Origin of the sequence: Campylobacter sp. RM12647 (assembly GCF_020138135.1) — a bacterium.
In the GTDB taxonomy this organism is placed as follows: domain Bacteria; phylum Campylobacterota; class Campylobacteria; order Campylobacterales; family Campylobacteraceae; genus Campylobacter_E.
Genome location: NZ_JACGAS010000012.1, coordinates 27233 through 47830 on the forward strand (window position 1 = coordinate 27233; position 20598 = coordinate 47830).

The following is a 20598-nucleotide window of genomic DNA, read 5'->3' on the forward strand; positions in this document are numbered from 1 at the left end:
GATTTAAATTTTAAAGAATAATTAAAAAGAAAAATTAGGAATTTAAAATCAAATTCCTAATATAATTTAAAATAATTGCTTATGTTTTATAGCATTAGCCAATAAGCCAATAGTTGTGCCATTATGAGCAAATGCAGTAGCTGCTGGGCTTAATAAACCAAGTGTTGCAGCACCTAATATGAATGAATTAACCCATACCGTTGTGCTAAAGTTTTTATCAATTTTTTTCATAGTTTCATTAGCTATAACTTTTGCTTCTAAAATACAAGCAAAATCATCTCTTAGTAATCCAATATCAGCACTAGCTTTTGCTAAATCAGCACCTTTTTGCATAGAAATTCCAACATCAGCCTGAACTAACGATGGAGCGTCGTTTATACCATCGCCTATAAAGGCTACTTTTTTGCCTTGAGCTTTTAAACTAGCTAAAATATTTGCTTTATCTTGTGGTAAAAGCTCTGCATAAACCTTATCAATTCCAAGTTCTTTTGCAACTTCTAAAGCCCTACTTTCAATATCGCCTGTTAGCATTACTAATTCTTTTACGCCGTTTTGCTTAAGCTTTGCTAAGACTTCTTTAGCATTGCTTCTAATTTCATCTTTCATAGCAATTACGCCTAATAATTCTTTAGATTTTGCTACATATAAAAGAGTTAAGCCTTTATCTAAAAGTTCTTTAATATTTGCATTAGCCCTAGAAAAATCAACACCTTCATCATCTTCTAAAAAGTGCCTTGAACCAATTATTACTTCTTCATTATCAATGCTAGTTTTAACGCCGTGTGCTACTATAAACTCCACTTCTCCGTGATTAATATGAGAAAATCCACGCTCTTTAGCAGCCTTTACTATAGCTTCTGCAACAGGGTGAAAATAATGCTCTTCAGCACTTGCACTAAGGTTTAGCAAGGTTTTTTCATCATATTTTGGACTAAATACATGAACGCTTTCAACTTTTAAATCTCCATAAGTTAATGTGCCTGTTTTATCAAATACAAAAGTATCAACCGAGCTTAAATTCTCTAAAGCAGTGCTACCTTTAAGCAATATCTGTCTTCTTCCTGCATAAGAAATAGCACTTTTAAATGCCACAGGAGTTGCTAATTTTAAAGCACAAGAATAATCAGCCTGAAGCACACTAGCCATCGCTGCACTTCCTTTATATAAATATGCAAGTCCAGCAAGTCCTAAAGTAACAGGCACTAAACTATCTGCTAATTTATAAGCTTTTTGCCCTATTTTTGATTTTTCTTCTAGGCAATCTTTCATATAATGTAAAATCTTAGCCGTTGATGTATTTTCTCCAACGCTTTCAGCCCATATTTTAATACGACCTTCAACTACCACGGTTCCACTTAAAACCCTATCTCCACGACTTTTAGTAACTGCTTGGGCTTCTCCTGTCATAGAAACTTGATTAATACTAGCAATCCCATCAACAATATAACCATCAACCGCTATATTATCTCCTTGAGATACCACTACAATATCCCCTACTACCAAATCTTTTGCACTTTTTTTAACAAGCTCTTGATTAACTTCTACCCAAGCGTGAGTTATTTGTGGTTTTGCTAGTTCTTTTATCAAATCATCACTTTTTGCTACTACGCTTTCTTCAATATATTCGCCAATATTTAGCATTAAATTAGTGCTATTTGCTGCTTTATAATCTTTTCTATATAAAGAAACTCCTACCGCTGCTGCTTCTAATACTTTTGAAGTTAAACCATTTTCAATAAGTTCTAAAGTTCCTTCTTTTAATAAAGGCAATGCAGTTGCACTAGAAACAAAACCATCATAAATAGGGCTTGTTTTATAGCTATTTGCTAAAGCTAAAATAGATGAATAAATCATAGCCTTACTTGGAGTTTCTTTTGCTTTTTTTAATTGCTTAATTTCATAAGTGCTAAAAAAATCTAATATTTTTTGAGCTAAATTATTATCAATTTCTTTTGAACTTGTAAAAACTAAGCTTTTTGAAGCATTATTAACACTTACAAAAACACCAGAAAAATTAAGATTAAACTCACTTACTAATAAATGATTATCGCTTAGATTATTAAGCGTATTTAGCCTAATTCTAAGACGATTTTTAGAGTGATGAATAACCTTACAATTATTCTTGCATTGAAGCTTTTGCATCTTCTACTTGCTCTTTAAATTCTTCAATAGCAGCACTAGCAAAACTTTGAATTTTTGCAACACCTTTTGCTAAAGTATCTTTTGCATCTTTATTGCTTAATAAATAAGTAACCGCAGCACCAATTAAAATTCCTTTTACTAAAGGAGAGCCAAAAAGCCCTGTTCCTTGAGTTGTTAGCGAACTTAAAAAGCCTGTATTTTGATTGTTGTTTGCAGTATTATTTAAATTATTGTTTGAAACATTATTTAAATATGGATTATAAGAATAATTTTGATTATTATATCCTTGATTAACATTGTAATTTTGATTATTGTTTAAATATGGATTATTATTATTTGTCATTTTATTTTCTCCTAAAAATTGATTAATTAAAATTCCACTAATTCCAGAAACTATTGCGTTTTTATAATCTTTCCTAGCTATATCATTGCTTGTTTTAATTGCAAAATAGCTAGTAACTCCTACCTTTAAACTTGCTTTTAAATCTTGAGTTGTAAAAAAATTATTAAGACTAGAGCTTAATAAATGATCACTCGGAACTCTATTTGATGTAAGCATAATTTTTACTTCTTAGAGCTTTTTTTAGCTACTTCTTTCTCGCATTTGCAACAAGGTTTAAGTTTTGAGATTTTTAAAATTGCATTTTCTGTCATTTTTCCTGCACTTTTTGCAAAATCTTGAGAATTAAACTCACTTATACTTTTTTTAATACTATCTTTTTTATTATAAATTGTTACTGCAGCTACGCCTAATGCTGCACCTAATATGAATGGAATTGGCATGATAATCTTCCTTTATTTTAAAATATCTTTTAAAAAATTACTAACTAAAGAATCTACATTAAATTCATTAGTCGCAAGGCTTTTTCTTAAAGCCACCTGATACTCATTAACCGAACTAGCCCAAAGTCTAAAAATAAGGTCTTTTAGCTTTTCATCTTTGCAAACATTAGCCGCTATTTTATAAGCTTGAACGATTTCAAATTCTTTTGCTAAAAGTAGCAAATAAGCATCATTTAAACTGCACTCAACTAATAAAGCATTATTATCGCTAATTAATAATTGATTTAATTGCTTTTTTGCATTTAAAATATCTTTTAAAATACCATCATTAAAGCAATTAGCATAATACTCATATAATTTTATGCTAGTTAAATCTAGCTCAAAAGCTCTTCTTATATCGCTGTTTTCTAGTTCTTGCAAAAACTCTTGGTTTTCAAATCTTAGCTCAAGCAATGTTAAGCTCCTTTAAAGCTAGGTTAATCTCATCAATGTTTTTTGCATTGATTAAATTATCAAGGCTTTGTTTTGATATGATTTTATCATCATATAAAATAGTAACCTTGCCTAAGATTTTATTAACTTTAACTTCATTAATCCCTTTTAGATTAAAAACTTCATCAATGTTGTAGCTTTCTAAGTCTTTTAATTCTCTTATCTTGCTAGATATATCAAGTCTTAATCTACCACTTGTGTGATGAGTGATTGTAATGTATTCTAAAACTTCACTTAAAACCTTAGCTTTATCCATTAAAAATCCTTTCGTTTTCAAAAATGATTGTAGTCCCTAAAACTTAAAATAAAATAAAATATATAAGATAATGATAATCAAAAAGTGGCAAAAACTCAATATTTATGCTATTTTGCTAATCTTTTCTATATTAAATTACTAAGGAATTTTATGAAAAAATTATTTTTTATCTCATTTTTTACAACATTTTTGCTATCAAATAATCTAATAAATGGCAAAGTTGATATTAGCATTCAAAATCCAATAATTAGTAAAAGTGAAATCACTTACACAAAATATCCGATAAATAATAAAACCTTATTAATTTTAGCCCCAAATTATCGCTCAAGTGGTAAAACTTTAAATATTACTTTAGACAATCAAGAATATAGCCTTAAAGTGCTTGAAGGAGAATATAAAAAAGAGCAAATTAAACTTGCAAAGCCATCAATTATTAAGCCAAACAAAAAGCTACAAGAAAGAATTGCTAAAGAATACGATGAAGCAGTGAAAATCTATGCAAAAAGCACCGAAAAAGTATATATTAATAAGCCTTTCATAATCCCTTTAGATAGCGTTATTACAAGCCCTTTTGGAAGTGCTAGGGTGTTTGAAAACACTCTTAAGAGTTATCATTCAGGCACTGATTTTAGAGCAGCAATTGGAGTTAGCGTTCCAGCTAGTAATGATGGAGTAGTAGTTATTGCAAAAGATAGATATTATTCAGGTGGTAGCGTTGTGATTGATCATGGATACGGCGTTTATTCGCAATATTATCATTTAAGCAAGATTAATGTAAAAGTGGGTGATTTTGTAAAACAATCAGATATTATAGGACTTAGTGGAGATACGGGCAGGGTTAGTGGACCTCATCTTCATTTTGGAATTGCTATAAAAGGCGTTAGTGTTGATCCACTTGATTTTGTAAATAAATTCAACGCAAAGGCTTTTAATTGATTTTTAGCAAATATTTTGATACTTGGAGTAAAGAGTATTATAAAAAAGGTGTAAAAGTTGGTAAAGATGGGGATTTTTATACAGCTGTTAGCGTTGGAGAGCTTTTTGGCTTTTTGTGTGCTAAAAGATTTATTTTTTTAGTTGATGAAAAGATTTTAAAACTACCTATTGATATAGTAGAAATCGGTGCAAATGAAGGGTATTTATTAAAAGATTTTTTAACATATTTAAAAGATAAACGCCCTGAAATTTATAAGCAAATTAATGTGAAAATCATAGAGCCACACGACAATCTAAGGGCTTTACAAAAAAAGAATTTGAATGTGGAATTTAAACATTATTATTTTGATGATTTTAGTAGTGATAATGCCTTTTTTATCGCAAATGAATTATTTGACGCTTTTGCTTGTGAGCTTTATGATAATCATAAATTTGGCTTCGTTGAAAATGGCAAAATAATCTTTAAAGAGCATAAAAATAGTTATGAATATTTACAAGATAAACTTGAAAAACGCTTGGAATTTTCTCCTATGATATATGATTTTTTAAGTGCTTTAGATAAGAAGTGTAAGGAATTTTATTTTTTAACATTTGATTATTTTTCTACATATTTAAATGATGAGTTTAGTTTAAGAATATTTAAAAACCATCAATTAATTGACCCATTTAACGCTAATTTAGAAGAATTATTTGCAAATTGTGATATTACTTGGAATGTAAATTATGATGAATTGTGCTTTTATTTTGATAAACTTAATCTAAAACATAGCTTTAAAAAACAATCAAGAGCTTTGATGGAATTTGGAGTAGATGAATTTAGCGATATTAAATACGCAAATGCCATTAAATATCTATTTTTTGGCTTTAGCGATAATTTTCATTGTTTAGAATTTAATAAAAACATTAAAGGAGATTAAAATGGATAAAACAAGTAAAGAATTAATAAAAGTTGATGCAAATACTATCAACGAATTAGAAAACGAGCTTTCAAGTTTGCTTAAAACTAGAAATCAAGAGTTAAAAGAACAAATTAAAAAATTAAGCGAAGAGCAAAATAAATTTGAGTATCAATTAAATGATAAATTAAAGAAAATTGAAAAAGCTAAAAGCGAGATAAAACCCAAGTCTAACGCAGCATTAATTACTTTATTAAGTATATTAATAATACTTGTAGTAATTGATGTCGGGATTAGAATTTTTGCTAATTAATCTAGGAACTTCCTAGATTAAATATAATAATCCTTGCAGTCTTTAAAATCACAAAAAAACACCGCATCAACGCCTATTAAAGCAGCTTTTTCAATATCACTAGTATCTTTTATAAAAGATAAAATCTTGCTATCAAATAAATATTTTTCTGCTAAAAATACGCTGTCTTTTAAGATTTTAGCATTTGGGATAATGTATTCACAAAGTGCTGCATTTGATTGCAAAACTTCACTTAAAGTATCGCAAAATATAGCTCTTTTAATATTTGGCTTTGCTAATATTTCTTCGCTAAATTTTACACAACTTACATTATTTACACTAAATCCTAATTCAAATTCTAAAGCTGTAAATTGATTTTTTATATAATCTAATCCATAAATTAACATTATTTATCCTTAAGTGCATTTTCTAAAAACAATATTTCATTTATATAATTTTTTTGCAAATATTCTAAATTAATTGAGATTTGCTCTAATTCTTCTAAATTATAATCATTTAATTTTGCTAATAATTCATCGTAATCTAAAGCGAATTCAAAGCCTTTTGCAAAATTAATTTTAGTATTATTATAAATTAGTTCTAAGTCTTTTAAAATTGATATTTGATTTGATATTTTCTCTAGCATATTAATTAAAATTCTTTTTTATTTCATCTAATTCATCTTGTGTATATCCAGCCATAATTCTAGCATTTTCATTCATATTTTTAATAGGTCTTATTAGGTGTTTGTATTCTAAGAGTAAATCACAAAAATTCTCATTTGTCCCACCTGCGTTTTTATACCATCTATCGCCTTTATTTACATGGCTTATTTCATCGTGCAAGATGATTTTTAAAACTTCTAATAATTTTGATTTTATTTGGTGTTTTGTGCTGCTTATTTTTTTAACCACAAAAGGATTAGCATCAAGCCCACAAGCTTCTAAATGCCTATGCACAACCCCCATTCTAACCTTAAAACTAGAATTAGTAGCTCTCATAGCGTCAAATAAATTAGTATGCACCCCAAAATCTCCGTATTTATATCCTAGCTCATTTAAAGCGTCGTTTAATAGACTAAAGTGTAAGCATTCTTCTTTAGCTATTTCTAAAAAATCACTCGCAAACAAAAGCCCGCCGGTATGATAAAATCTATAAGCAGCATCTAATGCAAGGTCAATTGCTGAATATTCAATATGAGCTATTTGGTGCAAGGTCTTTGCTAAAGCATTATCAGAACTTAGTTCTTTTGGTCTTTTAATCCTTGTTGGGTGAATAATCTCAAGGCTTTTTGCATAACTTGGCTCTTCTAAAACTAAAGGCTCGTATTCATTATAAGCTAGGTTATTGCTTAAAAAATCATCGTAAAAATCATCAAATTTAGCTAATTTTTTAGCATAATCACTCTCGCTTAAAACATCAAATAAAGTATGCGAATAATCTTTCATATTAGTCCTTAAAGCTTATAAATGCGATTTTTTATTTTATAAAATCTTTGATAAAAACATAGTTTTACCAAAGATTATTAAAAAGAATTTAAATAAATACTATTTAAATTCTTTTATTGTCTATAAATCTTGATTTTATTTTACGAAATTAATAAATCAATATTTTAACTAAGTCTAATTTAGCTAGATTTTGCGATGGAATTTTTCATATATCTAATAGATTTTAATTTCACATTTGTGTAAATAAAGTGAAATTATTTTTTAAGGAGATAGCCATGAAAAAGGGCTTTACAATGATTGAGTTGATTTTCGTAATCGTAATTTTAGGAATTTTAGCAGCAGTTGCAATTCCAAAACTAAATGCTACAAGAGATGACGCTGAAATAGCTAAAGCAGCTAGCAACTTCTCAACAGCAATAAGCGATATTACTTCTTATTACACAGCTAAAGGTTCATTTGATAAAGATTTAGCAAAAATGACAAATGTTGCTTTAGGAACAGGTGGTGCATTCTCTATTAAAGGTAAAGAATGTGCAAAAATCACAGCAGATAGTGCTGGTAGCACATTAAAAATTGGCGCCGGTGCCAACATAACTGATGCAATTTGTAAATCTTTTGATGATGTAAGTAGTATTCAAGCTATTCTAGGTAATAAAAAATTATCAACTTATACTACCGGAAGTGAATACAAAATCGAACTAGGTGGCGGAAATATTTCTTTCTAATTTCACTTTATTTGATGAATATTACAAAGCTAAGTTTGGTAAAAATCCAAGCTTAGCTTTTTTTAAATTTTAAAGGACAAAGATGAAAAAAGCTTTTACAATGATAGAACTAATCTTCGTAATAGTTATTCTAGGTATCTTAGCAGCAGTCGCGATACCTAAACTAAATGCTACGAGAGATGATGCTGAAATTACAAAAGGTGTTAGTAATTTCTCAACACTTCTTAGTGATATAGCTTCTTATTACACAGCTAAAGGAAGTTTTGCTACCAATATACAAGATATGACAAATGTAGTAATGCAACCACACGCAACAAACACTTCAACAGCTTATTTGTATATTAAAGATTTAAATTGTGTAACAATCAATGCAGAATCAAGTGGAAGCACTATTAAAATTTTTGCTTCTCCAGACTTTGATAAAGGTGTTTGCAAATCATTCTTCGCAACTAGTAGTGTAAAAGCAGCTATGGGAAATAAAGATATAAAAAATCATCAAGGAATAGCTAGTGCCTATGAAATCAAACTCGGTGGCGGAAATGTTAATTTTTAACCTAGAAACTAATCTAGGTTAGTTACTTTAAGGAAGTTAATGAAAACAGCATTCACAATGATAGAACTTATATTTGTTATTGTAATATTAGGTGTATTAGCAGCAGTTGCAATTCCTAAACTAAATGCTACAAGAGATGATGCTGAAATAGTAAAATCATCTCAAAACCTTGCTATTTTAATTAGTGATTTAGGCTCTTATTATACAACCCAAACAAATTTTAGCAGTAATTTAAAGGATATGACTTCTCAAAGTCTAAAAGATGATAAGTATTTTACTATTAAAAATACTGATTGTTTAGAAGTTACTACTGATGATTATTTTATAGTGGTAAAAAAACTAAAAACCAGAAGTGAATTATGCAATAAATTATTAGGCTTAGAATCTTTAAAACAAATTCTAACAGGAAGAATTTCAAAAACAAATAATAATTTTACAGATATTTCAAAAAGTGATGTTATTTACATTCCTGTTGGTGGAAGTAATGTGGTGTATTAAGAATTTAAATTAGGAATTTTAAAATAAATTTCTTATTTTAAATTCCTACAATTTATTATTTATTCTTATTTAATTTTTACAATCAAGCTATAATGAAATCCGCAAAATAGTCTTAAATTTCGTTATGTTGTTTAATTCTAATATTAACTAAATTACTTTTTGATATACTACACTACGAAAAAGCATTGATTTTGACATTAAAAATTACAATAATAGGAGTAAAAATGGGCGAAAACGATATAATTGCAACCAAACAACAAGTAAGAAAAGCTGGAGATAATATAAGAATAGGTATTGCCACTGAAAACGACTATGAGATAGTGTCTTTTTGGAGAAGTGTTCACGCTCAAATAATGTCAAGCTTTGCAACATCAATTAATAGAAAACTAAAAACAAATAAAATTACCCCTATAGTAGTAGCAAGAAGATTAAAAAGGCTAAATTCTGTTGAATACAAGTTAAAAAGATTTCCAGATATGAAGCTTGATAGAATGCAAGATATTGCAGGACTTAGGATAGTATTTACCAATCTTGACAATACTAAAACTTTTCAGCAAATTATGGAACAAACCTATCTTAAAGGTATAAAAAAATTTAAACTTTTACGAACTAGTGATTATATCAATAAACCAAAAGATGATGGATACCGCTCAATCCATCAGATTTATGAATATCAAGATACGACAAAAAGAGCCTTAGAATTACAACTTAGAACACAATTGCAGCATTTTTGGGCTACAGCAGTGGAAGTTTTAGGAATAACTAGTAAATCAAAAATCAAGCAAGGTGAAGGGGAAGAACAATATAAAGAATTTTTTAGATTATCAAGTGCTTTGTTTTGTATGATAGAACAAACAAAAATTCACGAAAATTATAATAAATTTACACAACAAGAAATATGCCAAAAGATTTTAGAACTAGATAAAAAATACAACATATTAGCAATGCTTTCTGGACTTTTAGTATCTAGCAAAAACATTGAAGAATTTCAAAAAAAGATACATTATTATTTTGTAATAGACCTTGATATGAATACAAGGCGTTTAAGGATTACTGGATATAAAAAATCAGATTTTGAAAAAGCTAAAGAATATTATGATTTTTTAGAACAAAAATCAAAAAATGCAAACAATACTGATGTAGTGCTTGTATCATCAGACAAAATTAAAACACTAAGGAAAGCCTATCCTAACTATTATTTAGATAGTAGAGAATTTGTAGAAGTTATCAAAGCAGCTATCAAAGAAAACATTAAATCTTAAATTATAATTTAGATAAAAACTAATTGAAAAATGGAATTTAAAACTATATATTTATTTTAAATTCCTAAATTAAATTCTTAATATAGTTAAAACGAGTATTTAGCTTCTAATCTAGTTTTATAAGTTTTAATATTTTTCATATCGGTTTTAGTAATCGCATAATCATAAAATGCGCTAAATTTTAATTGCTTAGAATATTTATAAACAATTTTTGGCATTAATTCTGTTTGCTTATATTTAGCTAAATCAAGCTTTACCCCGCCATTAATTATGCTAAATAAAAAATTAAAATTATCATATTTATAAGATATATTTGAATACAAATATTCTCTTTTACCTATTCCACCATAAAATCCATCTATTATCGTTTTTCCCGAATGCAAAAGCAATCCTTTATCATGCCAAGTTACAAAACTTGCTTTATCCTTTTTACCATAATTTATATAGCCTAACTCAAAATCAAAATTCTTAAATCCGACTAGAATTTCAACGCCATAAAATACAGAATTACTTGCATTTAGAGAAGTTTTGTAATTTTGCTTTAATGATGTGCTAGTTAGTTGAGAATTAAAAGAATAATGATAACTCTTCTTATCTCCTAAATAACTTTTCAAATCCACTCCATAAAAAATAGCAAAATCATTAAGATAATCAGCACCTAAAGTAAGATTTATTAAATCATTATGATAATTAATATTTAGCCCATAAAGGTTTTGATTATAGATTTGTGATTTTAAATTCTTTGGCAGATTTGTGGCTTTCAGTGGTATTTTATAAGATATTTGATTTATTGCTTTTTCGTTTATCAAACTACTTTCACTCAAATCAAAATTATCTACAAAATACGCATTTATATTTGTATTATCTAAAGAATGATTATCAATCAAAAACGAAGTAACCAAAACCCCATCATTAAACATACTAGGCACTTTTAATCTACCAAAACTAAAGCTTGTATTAAAATTAGTATAAGTTAAATTCGCTTCTTTTAAATGAAAATTATCATTAGTCTTAATATAAGCATTATTTGAATAACTAAAAGATTTTGTATCATATCTAAACACCGCATTAGCCTTGTAATTATCAGCTAAATTTAGGCTTAATTTATAATCTAATCTAATTTTGTGTGCTGGTTGAGTTAAAGCAATATCCTTAACTCTAGTAGCATCATAGCGATACCTTAAAAACCCATCTAAATCTACATTTTTTATTGATTGTTCTAAACTAAGTGCATTAGCACAAACAGCAACTAAACTTAAAGAAATTGTTGTTTTAATATTCATTTTTATCCTTTTTTATGAGAATGATAAATATTATTAAAACAAACTTATATTTAAATTAATTATCATAATAAATATTAAATAATATGATAATTTAAATTCTTTAAGAATTATTTTTTATATATCAAATTAAGTTTTGAATTCTCATAATAAAATGAATAATAAATATTATTCTTTTTAATAATTTCATAAGTTTATTAGTTTAAAATATTAAATATAAAAATTAATTTTATTTTAAGGAGTTATATGAAAAAGTTATTTTTAAGTTGTCTTATATCATCTTTTGCATTAGCAAATAGTATGTACTTAAATAAAGATGTTGAAATTAAACTTGATGGTAAAATAATAGGAACTGCTAGTTTATTAGCACCTGTAAAAGTCATTTCAAGCAATAACGATACTAGCAAAGTTGAGCTAATTGGATATGTTAATGATAATTATCAAGAAGAAATAGTTAAAAGTTTTTCTCAAATTGAAAATTATATGAGTTTTCACGATAACAATGACAATCCAACATACAAAGGTGACGCTAATCCATACATTAAAATGCTTGAAGTGTTGCAAGATGAATATGGAGAAAATTGGCATAAAGTAAGCATAACTTTTGATGTAAATTCAAATGATTTAGTAGCTAGCAAAGATGAAATCTTTAAAAATGCAAAAAGTTTTTACGAGCAAACTTGCTCGCCTTGTCATTTGTTGCACGATACTAAAGAATATTCGGTAAATCAATGGCCTTCAAATCTTGAAAGTATGATAAGTTCTGGTTATGTGGAGCTAAGCAAGGATGAAAAAAGCTTAATTATTAAATATTTACAAAATCACGCAAAAGACATTAAATAAAGGAGAAGAATATGAAAAGAAGAAGTTTTTTAAAACTAAGTGCAGTAGCAGGAGTTGGATTACAAGCTAGCAAAATTGAAGGTATTAAAGATACAATTTTTGATGATAAAAAGGCTTTAGTATCTGATAGGTTTGGTAGTTTTTACGCAAATATTAATAGTTCTCAAATCGTTAGCGTTACACCTTTTGAAGGAGATAAATTCCCTAATACTATGAATAATTGTGTTCCAGATAGAACACAAAACGAAAGCCGTGTTTTATATCCTTGTGTTAGAAAAAGCTACCTAGAAGGAAAAAAGAAAAACGATTTAAGGGGTGAAGAAGAATTTGTAAGAGTTAGTTGGGAAACAGCACTTGATTTAGCAGCAAAAGCGCTTAAAGAAAACTTTGACAAATATGGCCCTGAAGCTATATATGGCGAATGCTATTGGTGGGGTGGCTGGGGTAAAATTAGCTGGGGAAGAACCACAGCTCATAGAATGCTAAAAATCCTAGGTGGATATGTTGAAGAAAGTGGAGACTATTCAACCGGTGCTGGTATGGTAATATTGCCACATATTTTTGGCTCAAACACCGTTTATGAAGCACCTACAACTTGGAAAAGTATTTTAGAAAACGCAAAAAGTGTTGTATTTTGGGGAACTGACCCACTAGTAACAAATCAAATTGCAGTTGGCACACCAACTCACACTAATTATGAATATTTCACAAAATTAAAAGAACTAAGTAAAGCAGGAAAAATCAAAACTTATAGCATAGATGTATATGCTAATAATACAAATCGTTATATTGAAAGTGAATTAATATCAGTTCGCCCTAATACAGACACTGCAATGATGATAGGAATGTGTTGTTATTTGTATGAAAGTGGAAAATATGCAAAAGATTTTATTAAAAAATATACGGTTGGCTTTAATAAATTTAAAGAATACTTCATGGGCGAAAATGATGGAATAAAAAAAGATTTAACTTGGGCTAGCAATATTTGTGGAGTAGATACAACAACATTAAAAAAATTAGCAGATGATTTATGTGATAATAAATCAATAATTATTGCAGGTCGTGCAATACAAAGACAAGACCACGGCGAGCAAGCACATTGGATGATAACAATACTAGCAACAATGTTAGGGCATATAGGAAGCAAGGGTTGTGGATTTGAGTTTAGTTTAGGATATTATTCTCAAGGTGCTGATAAATTTATAGCACCTACTTTAAAAGGACTTTCATCTATTCCAAGCGATGATTTAGGAGACGAAAATAGTCCTTGGAAAAAATTTGAAAACATAACAATTCCAAGTTCAAGAAGTATTGACGCTATGCTAAACCCAGGTAAAATAATTGACCAAAATGGTAAAAAAATAAAACTTCCACATATTAAAGTAGCATTTAATGCTAGTGGGTCATTTTTTACTCGCCATCAAGATGTAAATCGTGCTATTGAAGGATTTAAAAAGGTTGATACGATTATTACAGCTGAACCATTTTGGACTTCACAAGCAAAATTAAGTGATATTGTTTTACCTGTTGCTATTGAGCCTGAGCGTTATGATATAGAAGCTAGTACAAATTCTGAATATATTTTCTTAAATAAGCCTGTAATTGAACCTATGGGAGAGAGTAAAAGCGATTTTTGGATTTGTAAAGAAATTTGTAAAAGATGGGGAGTAGAAGAAATATTTACAGAAGGAAAAGCAACCGAGCTTGATTGGATGAAATATATTTATAACGACGCTTTACAACAAGGAAAATCATTAGGATATGATATGCCAACTTTTGATGAAGCACTTAATAAAGGATTTGTTAGATTTGATAAAGTAAATAAAGATACAGAATATTACACAAGACTTAGTGATTTTGTAAGCAATCCGCATAAATATAGATTAGGAACACCAAGTGGAAAGATTGAGATTTTCTCTCCAACAATTGCAAAAATGGGTTATGATGATTGTTTAGGTCATCCTGCTTGGTTTGAACCATTTGAGTGGGTTGGTAACAAAGAACAAATTAAAAAATATCCAATTGCTGTTGTAAGTCCTCATTCTAGATTTAGACTACACTCTCAGCTAAATAACTCACTTATTAGAAATTATGCTGAAGTAAATGGCAGAGAGCCTATGATAATTCATCCTGATACTGCAAAAGCAAGAGGTATTAAAACAGGCGATATTGTAAGAGTATATAATGATAGGGGCGAAATTTTAACAGGTGCATTAGTAAGTGATATTGTAAGGGCTGATACTATTATAATTTGTGAAGGTGCTTGGTATGACCCTGAAGTTTATGGGAAAAAATCACTTTGTCAGCACGGATGCGTAAATGTGCTAACTCGTGATAAAGGAACATCAAAACTAGCTCAATCAAACACAGCTCACACAACCTTAGTAGAGATTGAAAAATTCAAAGGTGTTATTAGACCTTTAAGAGCATTTTCTAAGCCAAAAATCATTCAAGGTTAAATAAAAAGCGAGATTTATTCTCGCTTTTAAATTCCAACTCCAATACTTCATAAAATAATGCAGCCGTATATTAAGAGATTTACTAAAATAAAAGAAGAGCCAATAAATACAAAAAACAAATCATATAACAATTCATCTTTTAAATACAGATAAAAATAATAAGTATTTGCAAATATAATAAATATAGAATTAGCAGTTATATCTAAGGCTGAAAAAGTGGTTAAATGCTTAAATACAAAAATACAATAAGCGTAAAAAATTACACTCAATACGAAAATAAAAAAATCAACTTTATTAAAAAATCTTACCATTTTAAATTCCTTTTATTTTCATACTATCAAAAATAAAAGGAATTAGCTAGAAAAATTAATTTTGCACTTTTTATAATTTAATCTATTTTATATTCACACGCTACTTGATAGCCTAAATTACAAGCTTTTCTTACATATTCCTTAGCCAAGCTTTTATTGGTATAATAATAAAAGTTACCTAAATTATTGCAAGCTATAGCCTCTCCTAAATTACAAGCTTTTTCATAAAGCATTTTCGCTCTTTCTTTATTGTTTTCTTTCGTATAATAAATATTTCCTAAATTAGTGCAAGCGTTTAAATATCTTAAATTACAAGATTTTTCATAATAACTCTTTATTTCATTCATCAATGCAGGATTTTGGCTTTGCTCTAACATATACGCTATATTGTGGCACGATATAGGCTCATTATTATTACAAGCTAACATATAATAATTAATCCCTTTAGTAAATTCTTCCTTACTTTTAGCACTATAAATATAAGCAGTTCCTAATTCCATACAAGCTGACATATAATTAAGCTCGCAAGACTTTTCTAAATACTTAATAGATTCTGCTATTTGCATTTCTTTTGCCTTAGCAATTCCTATGTTATAACAATCATTTGCATTGTTACAAATTACTTGATTATTAGCAAAACAAGCACTAACACAAAATGCCAATACTAAAAACTTTTTCATCAACACTCCTTTTAATTTTGCGTATCTTAGCATATTTTACAAAGATTTTACATTGTAGAAATCTTAACAATTTTTTTTTAGTCTATAATTAGCCCAATTTTTTAAAAAGGAAAGGTAATGGCAAGAGAAAACATTATTATAACGATACTTTTTGCTATCGTTTGTGTTGGCTTTTTGTTTTGGGGTTATAGCACCACAAATTATTATATATTCTTCACAATTGCTGCAATTTTTGGAATATTTTTAGCATTCAATATAGGTGCAAACGATGTTGCAAATGCTTTTGGAACGAGTGTTGGAGCAAAAACTCTTAGCATAAAACAAGCTTTAATAATAGCTGCGATATTTGAATTTAGCGGAGCATTTTTTGCTGGTGCTGAAGTAACTGCTACTATTAGAAGTGGTATTGTAAGCGTTAAAGAAAACATAGAACCTATGCACTTTGCTTATGTTATGATGAGTGCTTTGTGTGCTGCTAGTGTTTGGATTTTTATAGCTACTTATAAATCTTTACCAGTTAGTTCAACTCATTCAATAGTAGGCGGGATTTTAGGTGCTGCACTAGCTTTAGGTTTCATAGCCGAAAATAACGCTACTCAAGTTAGCTGGGGTGGGATAGGAACCATTGTTGCTAGTTGGTTTATCTCTCCTGTATTAGGTGGGGTTTTGAGTTATTTTGTTTATTCGTTAGTTTATAAATTCATTGTAGTTCCTACTAAAGAAAAAGAAAATACTTTAAAACAAATCAAAAAAGATAAAGCAGAGTATAAAAAACAATATATAGATGAATTTATGCAAAGCGAAAAATCTAAGCAATATAGTGAGCTTTACGGCATTTTGCTTAACGAAAAAGGCGAATACGCAAATAAATTAAAAGAATTTACAAAAAAAGAAAAAGCAGTTGATGTAGCAGGATTTTTAAGCAAACGCATACCTGTTTTAGCTACTTTAATAGCTTTTGTAATTTCATCTATGTTATTTTTTAAAGCCTTAAATAATGTTGATACAGGACTTAGTCATTTTAGTATAGGATTAATCATCTTATTAATTTGTATTAGTGCTTATATAATTTGTGTAGGAATTATTAATATTATGAAAAAAGGCGAACCAAAAAAAGCAGTAAATCGTATTTTTTCATGGTTTCAAATATTTACAGCTTGCACATTTGCCTTTTCTCACGGAGCAAACGATATTTCAAACGCAGTTGGACCATTTGCTGCGATTTTAGATATTTTACACACAAATACAATAAATCCAACTTCAGCAGTGCCTACTATTGTAATGTTAGTATTTGGTATTTCACTAGTTGCTGGGCTTTGGTTTTTAGGCAAAAGCGTTATTAAAACCGTTGGCAAAAGTCTAGCAAAAATCAAACCTACCACAGGTTTTAGTGCCGAGTTTGCTTCAGCTATTGTAATACTTCTAGCAACTCAACTAGGAATTCCAATCAGCTCAACTCATATTCTAATAGGTGCGGTATTAGGAATTGGAGTATTTAACAAAAACGCAAATTGGAAAATGATGAAGCCAATAGGCTTAGCATGGATGATAACCTTACCTGCTAGTGCTTTAATTTCGGCATTTTTCTTAAGCTTACTTTATTATTTATTTTAGGAGATTTAATGAATCAAATTCAAGATGATATTTTAAAGACAAAAGAAGGCAAAAAATCCTTTAAAAACGCAATCATTAGCTGTTGGCTAGGAACTGCTATGGAATATGCTGATTTTGTTTTATATGGCCTTGCGGCTGCAACCGTTTTTGGTAAAGTTTTTTACCCAGAGCAAACTCCTATAATCGCTCTAATGCTTAGTTTTGCAACCTATGGAGTTGGCTTTATTGCTAGACCTATTGGAGCTTTCTTTTTTGGTAGATTAGGAGATAAATATGGTCGTAAAGAAGTTATGATGATAACTATATTTTTGATGGGTGCAGCGACTACTTTAATAGGATTTATCCCATCTTATAATAGCATAGGCATTTTAGCACCTTTATTATTAGTAATTTTAAGATTTTTACAAGGTTTTGGAGCAGGAGCTGAACTTAGCGGTGGAGCTATTATGTTGGGTGAATACGCACCTAGCAAAAATCGTGGTTTAGTATCATCAATCATTGCACTAGGCTCTAATAGTGGGACTTTAATTGCTAGTGGAATTTGGTTTTTACTTGGATTTTTAGATGATAAAGACTTTTTAGAATGGGGCTGGAGATTGCCATTTATATTTAGCTTTTTAATAGCTGCATTTGCCTTGTATCTAAGACGCTTTGTAGGAGAAACACCTGTATTTGCAAAACAAAAAGAACAAATGCAAAAACAACGAGAACAAAATTTAAAAACTCACAAAACCGAAAACAAAACTTTTTGGCAAAAAAACAAATCATTTTTTATTATGCTAGGTCTTAGAATGGGAGAAAACGCCCCATCTTATATAGCTCAAAGCTTTTTAGTAGGTTATGTTTATACTATTTTATTATTAGACAAACAAATAGCTACAACAGGGGTTTTAATAGCTTCATTTTTAGGATTTTTAGTTATTCCATTATCTGGATGGCTAAGCGATAAATTTGGTCGTCGCATTATGTATAGGATATTTTGCTTATTATTAATGATTTATGCAGTTCCTGCATTTATGTTACTTGATAGCAAAAATGAAATAATAGTAATTTGTGTAATTGTCGTAGGAATGTGCCTTGCATCTTTAGGGATTTTTGGAGTTCAAGCAGCTTACGGAGTTGAAATGTTTGGGTGCAAAAATCGTTATACAAAAATGGCACTAGCTAAAGAAATCGGTGGCATTTTATCAGGTGGAACTGCACCATTTTTAGCGACTTATTTTATAAATCTAACTCATAATTGGTATTTAATCGCTGCTTATTTTATATTTATGGCAGGAATTGGATTTGTTACTACATTTTTTGCTCCTGAAACTAGGGGTAGAGATTTAAATCTTATTGAAGATGCTATATGAAAATCGTAATTGATACTGATATAGGCAATGGTATTTGTGGGGCTAATACTGATGATGGCTTAGCCCTAGCACTTGCAATTGCTAGTAAAAAGATTGATTTAAAAGCAATAACAACTCTAAGCGGAAATGTGATAAATCACAAAGCTTATGCAGTCGCAAGGAATTTAATTTCTAAATTAGGGATTAAAATTCCTGTATTTTTAGGCTCAAGCAAGGCTTTATTAGAAGATGAAACGCCGTGGAGAAAAAGACTTGATGAGAGTGTTTATAATTTTAAATTAGAACACTTATGGCAAGATTTTAAACCTATTAAACTTTATAAAAACGCTAAATTAAACGCTGTTTATAAATTATGCGAATTAGCAAGAGTTTATAAAAATGAGCTTATTGTTTGTGCTATTGGACCACTTACAAACATAGCTCAAGCTTGTATTTTAGATAATGAGTTTGCAAAAAATGTAAAAGAGATTTTAATTATGGGCGGGGTATTTGATATGAGTAAATACCCTAAAGATACTAATTTTGGTTTTGACCCAGAAGCTGCTAGGATTGTGCTAAGAAGTGGGGCAAAAATCACTCTAGCACCTTACAATATCACAATGCAAACTAGCCTAACTCATAAAGATTTAGAAGAAATAAAAGCAATTAATAATAAATTATGTGATTTTTTATATACAAGTATTAAGCCTTGGATAAGTTATGCAGAGCTTACAAGAAATAGCATTGGCACTTGGATACACGATGCTTTAATAATTGCATATTTGCTAGATTCTAGCATTTGTAAAAGCGATGAATATTATGTAGATATAGAAACTTGTGGCGAAGCAAGGGGCAAAAGCTTAAGATATGATAAAAATCTTAATATGAATATAGGCATTGATTTAAGCAAGTTAAACCTAGTAAAGGTTTTAAAAGATATTGATAATGAAAAATTATTAAAGCTAATAAAGGCAACTTTAAATGAATTTAGCAATTGATATAGGCTCAAATACTCTTAAAATAGCTGTATTTGATAAGGTTTTAAAAAACTACGAAAAGGTCTTAAACTTAGGACTATTTTATGAAAACGAGTGTATAAATGATGAAGGAATTAAGGTCTTAATCAATGCACTTGATGAGCTAAATTACGATTTAAGCAAGGCAAAAGTAGTTGCTACTGCAATTTTTAGAAAAAGTAAAAATGCTGATTTAATAGCTAATATGCTTTATCAAAAATACGGCTTTAAATTAAAAATATTAAGCCAAAACGAAGAAGCAAGGCTTACTAGATTAGGGGTTGGAATTTCAATTCAAGGTGATTTTACTTTAGTAGATGTTGGTGGGTATTCAACAGAAATTACAAGTAATGATAAAAAATTATTACTTGATATAGGACTTTTATCTTTTTATAAAAGCGTAAAAGAAAAAAACTTAGATATTAAAGACTACGCATATACACTTTTAAACCCTTATAAAAACGAGCTTAAAAGTTATCCAAGACCAATTGTTCTAGCATCAAAAACGGGAATATTTGCAAAAAGTATTGCAAAAAATATTGCTTATAAAGATATTGATGATTTAGAGTTTCATAATAGCATTGTAAATAAAGATGAATTATATAAGTTAATTGATTTTATTAATACAAATAATGCCGAAAAAAGAGATTTAATGCTAGGAGTTAATAGAGATTTTGCAGTGCTTTGCGGGGCTTATTTTATTGATACTTTATTTGATGATTTTGAATTTATCATTTCAGCTTATGGGCTTAAAGAAGGAATTTTATTAGGAGAATAG

The 20598-nt window shown here is 28.9% G+C and carries 24 protein-coding genes; 13 read left to right on the forward strand and 11 right to left on the reverse strand.

Annotation, left to right across the window (positions count from 1 at the left end; genetic code table 11):
• Window positions 1-66: 66 nt before the first annotated feature.
• The 5 genes from AVBRAN12647_RS05750 to AVBRAN12647_RS05770 are packed head-to-tail and all read right to left on the reverse strand — an operon-like array spanning window position 67 to window position 3673.
• Window positions 67-2142, reverse strand: coding sequence for a heavy metal translocating P-type ATPase (locus AVBRAN12647_RS05750; RefSeq protein ID WP_214117810.1), 2076 nt, complete (start codon window positions 2140-2142; stop codon window positions 67-69).
• The gene (locus AVBRAN12647_RS05755) at window positions 2117-2701 is read right to left on the reverse strand and encodes a YtxH domain-containing protein (protein ID WP_214117811.1); all 585 of its coding nucleotides are present in this window, start codon (window positions 2699-2701) and stop codon (window positions 2117-2119) included. The genes AVBRAN12647_RS05750 and AVBRAN12647_RS05755 overlap by 26 nt, the downstream gene beginning before the upstream one ends.
• A 5-nt stretch (window positions 2702-2706) precedes the next feature.
• Window positions 2707-2925, reverse strand: a complete 219-nt coding sequence (locus tag AVBRAN12647_RS05760; protein WP_214117812.1) for a hypothetical protein — start codon at window positions 2923-2925, stop codon at window positions 2707-2709.
• 12 nt (window positions 2926-2937) lie between these two features.
• Window positions 2938-3378, reverse strand: coding sequence for a hypothetical protein (locus AVBRAN12647_RS05765; protein WP_214117813.1), 441 nt, complete (start codon window positions 3376-3378; stop codon window positions 2938-2940).
• Entirely contained in the window at window positions 3371-3673 is a 303-nt protein-coding gene (locus AVBRAN12647_RS05770; protein WP_214117814.1) for an HMA2 domain-containing protein, read from the reverse strand. The genes AVBRAN12647_RS05765 and AVBRAN12647_RS05770 overlap by 8 nt, the downstream gene beginning before the upstream one ends.
• 150 nt (window positions 3674-3823) lie before the next feature.
• Between AVBRAN12647_RS05770 and AVBRAN12647_RS05775 the strand changes: the two genes are divergently transcribed.
• The 3 genes from AVBRAN12647_RS05775 to AVBRAN12647_RS05785 are packed head-to-tail and all read left to right on the forward strand — an operon-like array spanning window position 3824 to window position 5818.
• Window positions 3824-4609 carry a M23 family metallopeptidase gene (locus tag AVBRAN12647_RS05775; RefSeq protein ID WP_336606761.1) on the forward strand — a complete coding sequence of 262 codons (786 nt, stop codon included), beginning with the start codon at window positions 3824-3826 and terminating at the stop codon, window positions 4607-4609.
• Window positions 4606-5526 carry an SAM-dependent methyltransferase gene (locus tag AVBRAN12647_RS05780; RefSeq protein WP_214117816.1) on the forward strand — a complete coding sequence of 307 codons (921 nt, stop codon included), beginning with the start codon at window positions 4606-4608 and terminating at the stop codon, window positions 5524-5526. The genes AVBRAN12647_RS05775 and AVBRAN12647_RS05780 overlap by 4 nt, the downstream gene beginning before the upstream one ends.
• A gap of 1 nt (window position 5527) precedes the next feature.
• Window positions 5528-5818, forward strand: coding sequence for a hypothetical protein (locus AVBRAN12647_RS05785; protein ID WP_214117817.1), 291 nt, complete (start codon window positions 5528-5530; stop codon window positions 5816-5818).
• A gap of 17 nt (window positions 5819-5835) precedes the next feature.
• Here AVBRAN12647_RS05785 and AVBRAN12647_RS05790 read toward each other — a convergent pair whose 3' ends face one another.
• The 3 genes from AVBRAN12647_RS05790 to AVBRAN12647_RS05800 are packed head-to-tail and all read right to left on the reverse strand — an operon-like array spanning window position 5836 to window position 7245.
• Window positions 5836-6204: a hypothetical protein gene (locus AVBRAN12647_RS05790; protein WP_336614827.1), complete on the reverse strand. Its 369-nt coding sequence runs from the start codon at window positions 6202-6204 to the stop codon at window positions 5836-5838.
• Window positions 6204-6443, reverse strand: a complete 240-nt coding sequence (locus AVBRAN12647_RS05795; RefSeq protein WP_214117819.1) for a hypothetical protein — start codon at window positions 6441-6443, stop codon at window positions 6204-6206. The genes AVBRAN12647_RS05790 and AVBRAN12647_RS05795 overlap by 1 nt, the downstream gene beginning before the upstream one ends.
• Before the next feature lies 1 nt (window position 6444).
• Window positions 6445-7245 (reverse strand): ferritin-like domain-containing protein, encoded by an 801-nt coding sequence (locus AVBRAN12647_RS05800; protein WP_214117820.1) that lies wholly within the window; start codon window positions 7243-7245, stop codon window positions 6445-6447.
• A gap of 275 nt (window positions 7246-7520) precedes the next feature.
• Between AVBRAN12647_RS05800 and AVBRAN12647_RS05805 the strand changes: the two genes are divergently transcribed.
• From AVBRAN12647_RS05805 to AVBRAN12647_RS05820, 4 genes are all read left to right on the forward strand, one after another.
• Window positions 7521-7970: a type II secretion system protein gene (locus tag AVBRAN12647_RS05805; protein ID WP_336614828.1), complete on the forward strand. Its 450-nt coding sequence runs from the start codon at window positions 7521-7523 to the stop codon at window positions 7968-7970.
• 82 nt (window positions 7971-8052) lie between these two features.
• On the forward strand, window positions 8053-8523 hold the full coding sequence (locus AVBRAN12647_RS05810) for a type II secretion system protein (protein ID WP_214142909.1): 471 nt from the start codon (window positions 8053-8055) through the stop codon (window positions 8521-8523).
• Window positions 8524-8562: 39 nt separating this feature from the next.
• A complete protein-coding gene (locus AVBRAN12647_RS05815) occupies window positions 8563-9021 on the forward strand; it encodes a type II secretion system protein (RefSeq protein WP_239803106.1) in 459 nt (152 codons plus the stop codon).
• 224 nt (window positions 9022-9245) lie between these two features.
• Window positions 9246-10283, forward strand: a complete 1038-nt coding sequence (locus AVBRAN12647_RS05820) for a hypothetical protein (protein WP_214117823.1) — start codon at window positions 9246-9248, stop codon at window positions 10281-10283.
• 86 nt (window positions 10284-10369) lie between these two features.
• Here the strand turns inward: AVBRAN12647_RS05820 and AVBRAN12647_RS05825 are convergent, their stop codons facing one another.
• Window positions 10370-11566: a major outer membrane protein gene (locus tag AVBRAN12647_RS05825; RefSeq protein ID WP_336614829.1), complete on the reverse strand. Its 1197-nt coding sequence runs from the start codon at window positions 11564-11566 to the stop codon at window positions 10370-10372.
• A gap of 243 nt (window positions 11567-11809) precedes the next feature.
• Between AVBRAN12647_RS05825 and AVBRAN12647_RS05830 the strand changes: the two genes are divergently transcribed.
• Window positions 11810-12406, forward strand: a complete 597-nt coding sequence (locus AVBRAN12647_RS05830; protein ID WP_214117825.1) for a hypothetical protein — start codon at window positions 11810-11812, stop codon at window positions 12404-12406.
• 11 nt (window positions 12407-12417) lie between these two features.
• Complete coding sequence (locus AVBRAN12647_RS05835) at window positions 12418-14865, forward strand: molybdopterin-dependent oxidoreductase (RefSeq protein WP_336614830.1); 2448 nt, start codon at window positions 12418-12420, stop codon at window positions 14863-14865.
• Between the two features lie 47 nt (window positions 14866-14912).
• On the opposite strand, the gene AVBRAN12647_RS05840 is transcribed toward AVBRAN12647_RS05835, so the two are convergent.
• Both AVBRAN12647_RS05840 and AVBRAN12647_RS05845 read right to left on the reverse strand, forming a co-directional pair.
• Complete coding sequence (locus tag AVBRAN12647_RS05840; RefSeq protein WP_336614831.1) at window positions 14913-15176, reverse strand: hypothetical protein; 264 nt, start codon at window positions 15174-15176, stop codon at window positions 14913-14915.
• Window positions 15177-15253: 77 nt separating this feature from the next.
• Entirely contained in the window at window positions 15254-15856 is a 603-nt protein-coding gene (locus AVBRAN12647_RS05845; RefSeq protein ID WP_336614832.1) for a tetratricopeptide repeat protein, read from the reverse strand.
• A 117-nt stretch (window positions 15857-15973) separates the two neighbouring features.
• Between AVBRAN12647_RS05845 and AVBRAN12647_RS05850 the strand changes: the two genes are divergently transcribed.
• Genes AVBRAN12647_RS05850 through AVBRAN12647_RS05865 form a run of 4 tightly spaced genes read left to right on the forward strand, consistent with a single transcriptional unit; the run spans window position 15974 to window position 20598 of the window.
• Window positions 15974-17470, forward strand: coding sequence for an inorganic phosphate transporter (locus tag AVBRAN12647_RS05850; protein ID WP_214117829.1), 1497 nt, complete (start codon window positions 15974-15976; stop codon window positions 17468-17470).
• Window positions 17464-18825 (forward strand): MFS transporter, encoded by a 1362-nt coding sequence (locus tag AVBRAN12647_RS05855; RefSeq protein ID WP_442862228.1) that lies wholly within the window; start codon window positions 17464-17466, stop codon window positions 18823-18825. The genes AVBRAN12647_RS05850 and AVBRAN12647_RS05855 overlap by 7 nt, the downstream gene beginning before the upstream one ends.
• The gene (locus AVBRAN12647_RS05860) at window positions 18822-19802 is read left to right on the forward strand and encodes a nucleoside hydrolase (protein WP_214117831.1); all 981 of its coding nucleotides are present in this window, start codon (window positions 18822-18824) and stop codon (window positions 19800-19802) included. Before AVBRAN12647_RS05855 ends, AVBRAN12647_RS05860 begins: the two co-directional genes overlap by 4 nt.
• Window positions 19786-20598 (forward strand): Ppx/GppA phosphatase family protein, encoded by an 813-nt coding sequence (locus tag AVBRAN12647_RS05865; protein ID WP_336606769.1) that lies wholly within the window; start codon window positions 19786-19788, stop codon window positions 20596-20598. The genes AVBRAN12647_RS05860 and AVBRAN12647_RS05865 overlap by 17 nt, the downstream gene beginning before the upstream one ends.

Bases quoted from the DNA above. Each gene is read 5' to 3' on its own strand.
- AVBRAN12647_RS05770 (WP_214117814.1), bottom strand. From the start codon at position 3,673: ATGGATAAAGCTAAGGTTTTAAGTGAAGTTTTAGAATACATTACAATC.
- AVBRAN12647_RS05815 (WP_239803106.1), top strand. From the start codon at position 8,563: ATGAAAACAGCATTCACAATGATAGAACTTATATTTGTTATTGTAATA.
- AVBRAN12647_RS05800 (WP_214117820.1), bottom strand. From the start codon at position 7,245: ATGAAAGATTATTCGCATACTTTATTTGATGTTTTAAGCGAGAGTGAT.
- AVBRAN12647_RS05760 (WP_214117812.1), bottom strand. From the start codon at position 2,925: ATGCCAATTCCATTCATATTAGGTGCAGCATTAGGCGTAGCTGCAGTA.
- AVBRAN12647_RS05755 (WP_214117811.1), bottom strand. From the start codon at position 2,701: ATGCTTACATCAAATAGAGTTCCGAGTGATCATTTATTAAGCTCTAGT.
- AVBRAN12647_RS05840 (WP_336614831.1), bottom strand. From the start codon at position 15,176: ATGGTAAGATTTTTTAATAAAGTTGATTTTTTTATTTTCGTATTGAGT.
- AVBRAN12647_RS05785 (WP_214117817.1), top strand. From the start codon at position 5,528: ATGGATAAAACAAGTAAAGAATTAATAAAAGTTGATGCAAATACTATC.
- AVBRAN12647_RS05820 (WP_214117823.1), top strand. From the start codon at position 9,246: ATGGGCGAAAACGATATAATTGCAACCAAACAACAAGTAAGAAAAGCT.
- AVBRAN12647_RS05775 (WP_336606761.1), top strand. From the start codon at position 3,824: ATGAAAAAATTATTTTTTATCTCATTTTTTACAACATTTTTGCTATCA.
- AVBRAN12647_RS05750 (WP_214117810.1), bottom strand. From the start codon at position 2,142: ATGCAAAAGCTTCAATGCAAGAATAATTGTAAGGTTATTCATCACTCT.
- AVBRAN12647_RS05835 (WP_336614830.1), top strand. From the start codon at position 12,418: ATGAAAAGAAGAAGTTTTTTAAAACTAAGTGCAGTAGCAGGAGTTGGA.
- AVBRAN12647_RS05865 (WP_336606769.1), top strand. From the start codon at position 19,786: ATGAATTTAGCAATTGATATAGGCTCAAATACTCTTAAAATAGCTGTA.
- AVBRAN12647_RS05790 (WP_336614827.1), bottom strand. From the start codon at position 6,204: ATGTTAATTTATGGATTAGATTATATAAAAAATCAATTTACAGCTTTA.
- AVBRAN12647_RS05795 (WP_214117819.1), bottom strand. From the start codon at position 6,443: ATGCTAGAGAAAATATCAAATCAAATATCAATTTTAAAAGACTTAGAA.
- AVBRAN12647_RS05860 (WP_214117831.1), top strand. From the start codon at position 18,822: ATGAAAATCGTAATTGATACTGATATAGGCAATGGTATTTGTGGGGCT.
- AVBRAN12647_RS05825 (WP_336614829.1), bottom strand. From the start codon at position 11,566: ATGAATATTAAAACAACAATTTCTTTAAGTTTAGTTGCTGTTTGTGCT.
- AVBRAN12647_RS05850 (WP_214117829.1), top strand. From the start codon at position 15,974: ATGGCAAGAGAAAACATTATTATAACGATACTTTTTGCTATCGTTTGT.
- AVBRAN12647_RS05810 (WP_214142909.1), top strand. From the start codon at position 8,053: ATGAAAAAAGCTTTTACAATGATAGAACTAATCTTCGTAATAGTTATT.
- AVBRAN12647_RS05830 (WP_214117825.1), top strand. From the start codon at position 11,810: ATGAAAAAGTTATTTTTAAGTTGTCTTATATCATCTTTTGCATTAGCA.
- AVBRAN12647_RS05805 (WP_336614828.1), top strand. From the start codon at position 7,521: ATGAAAAAGGGCTTTACAATGATTGAGTTGATTTTCGTAATCGTAATT.
- AVBRAN12647_RS05845 (WP_336614832.1), bottom strand. From the start codon at position 15,856: ATGAAAAAGTTTTTAGTATTGGCATTTTGTGTTAGTGCTTGTTTTGCT.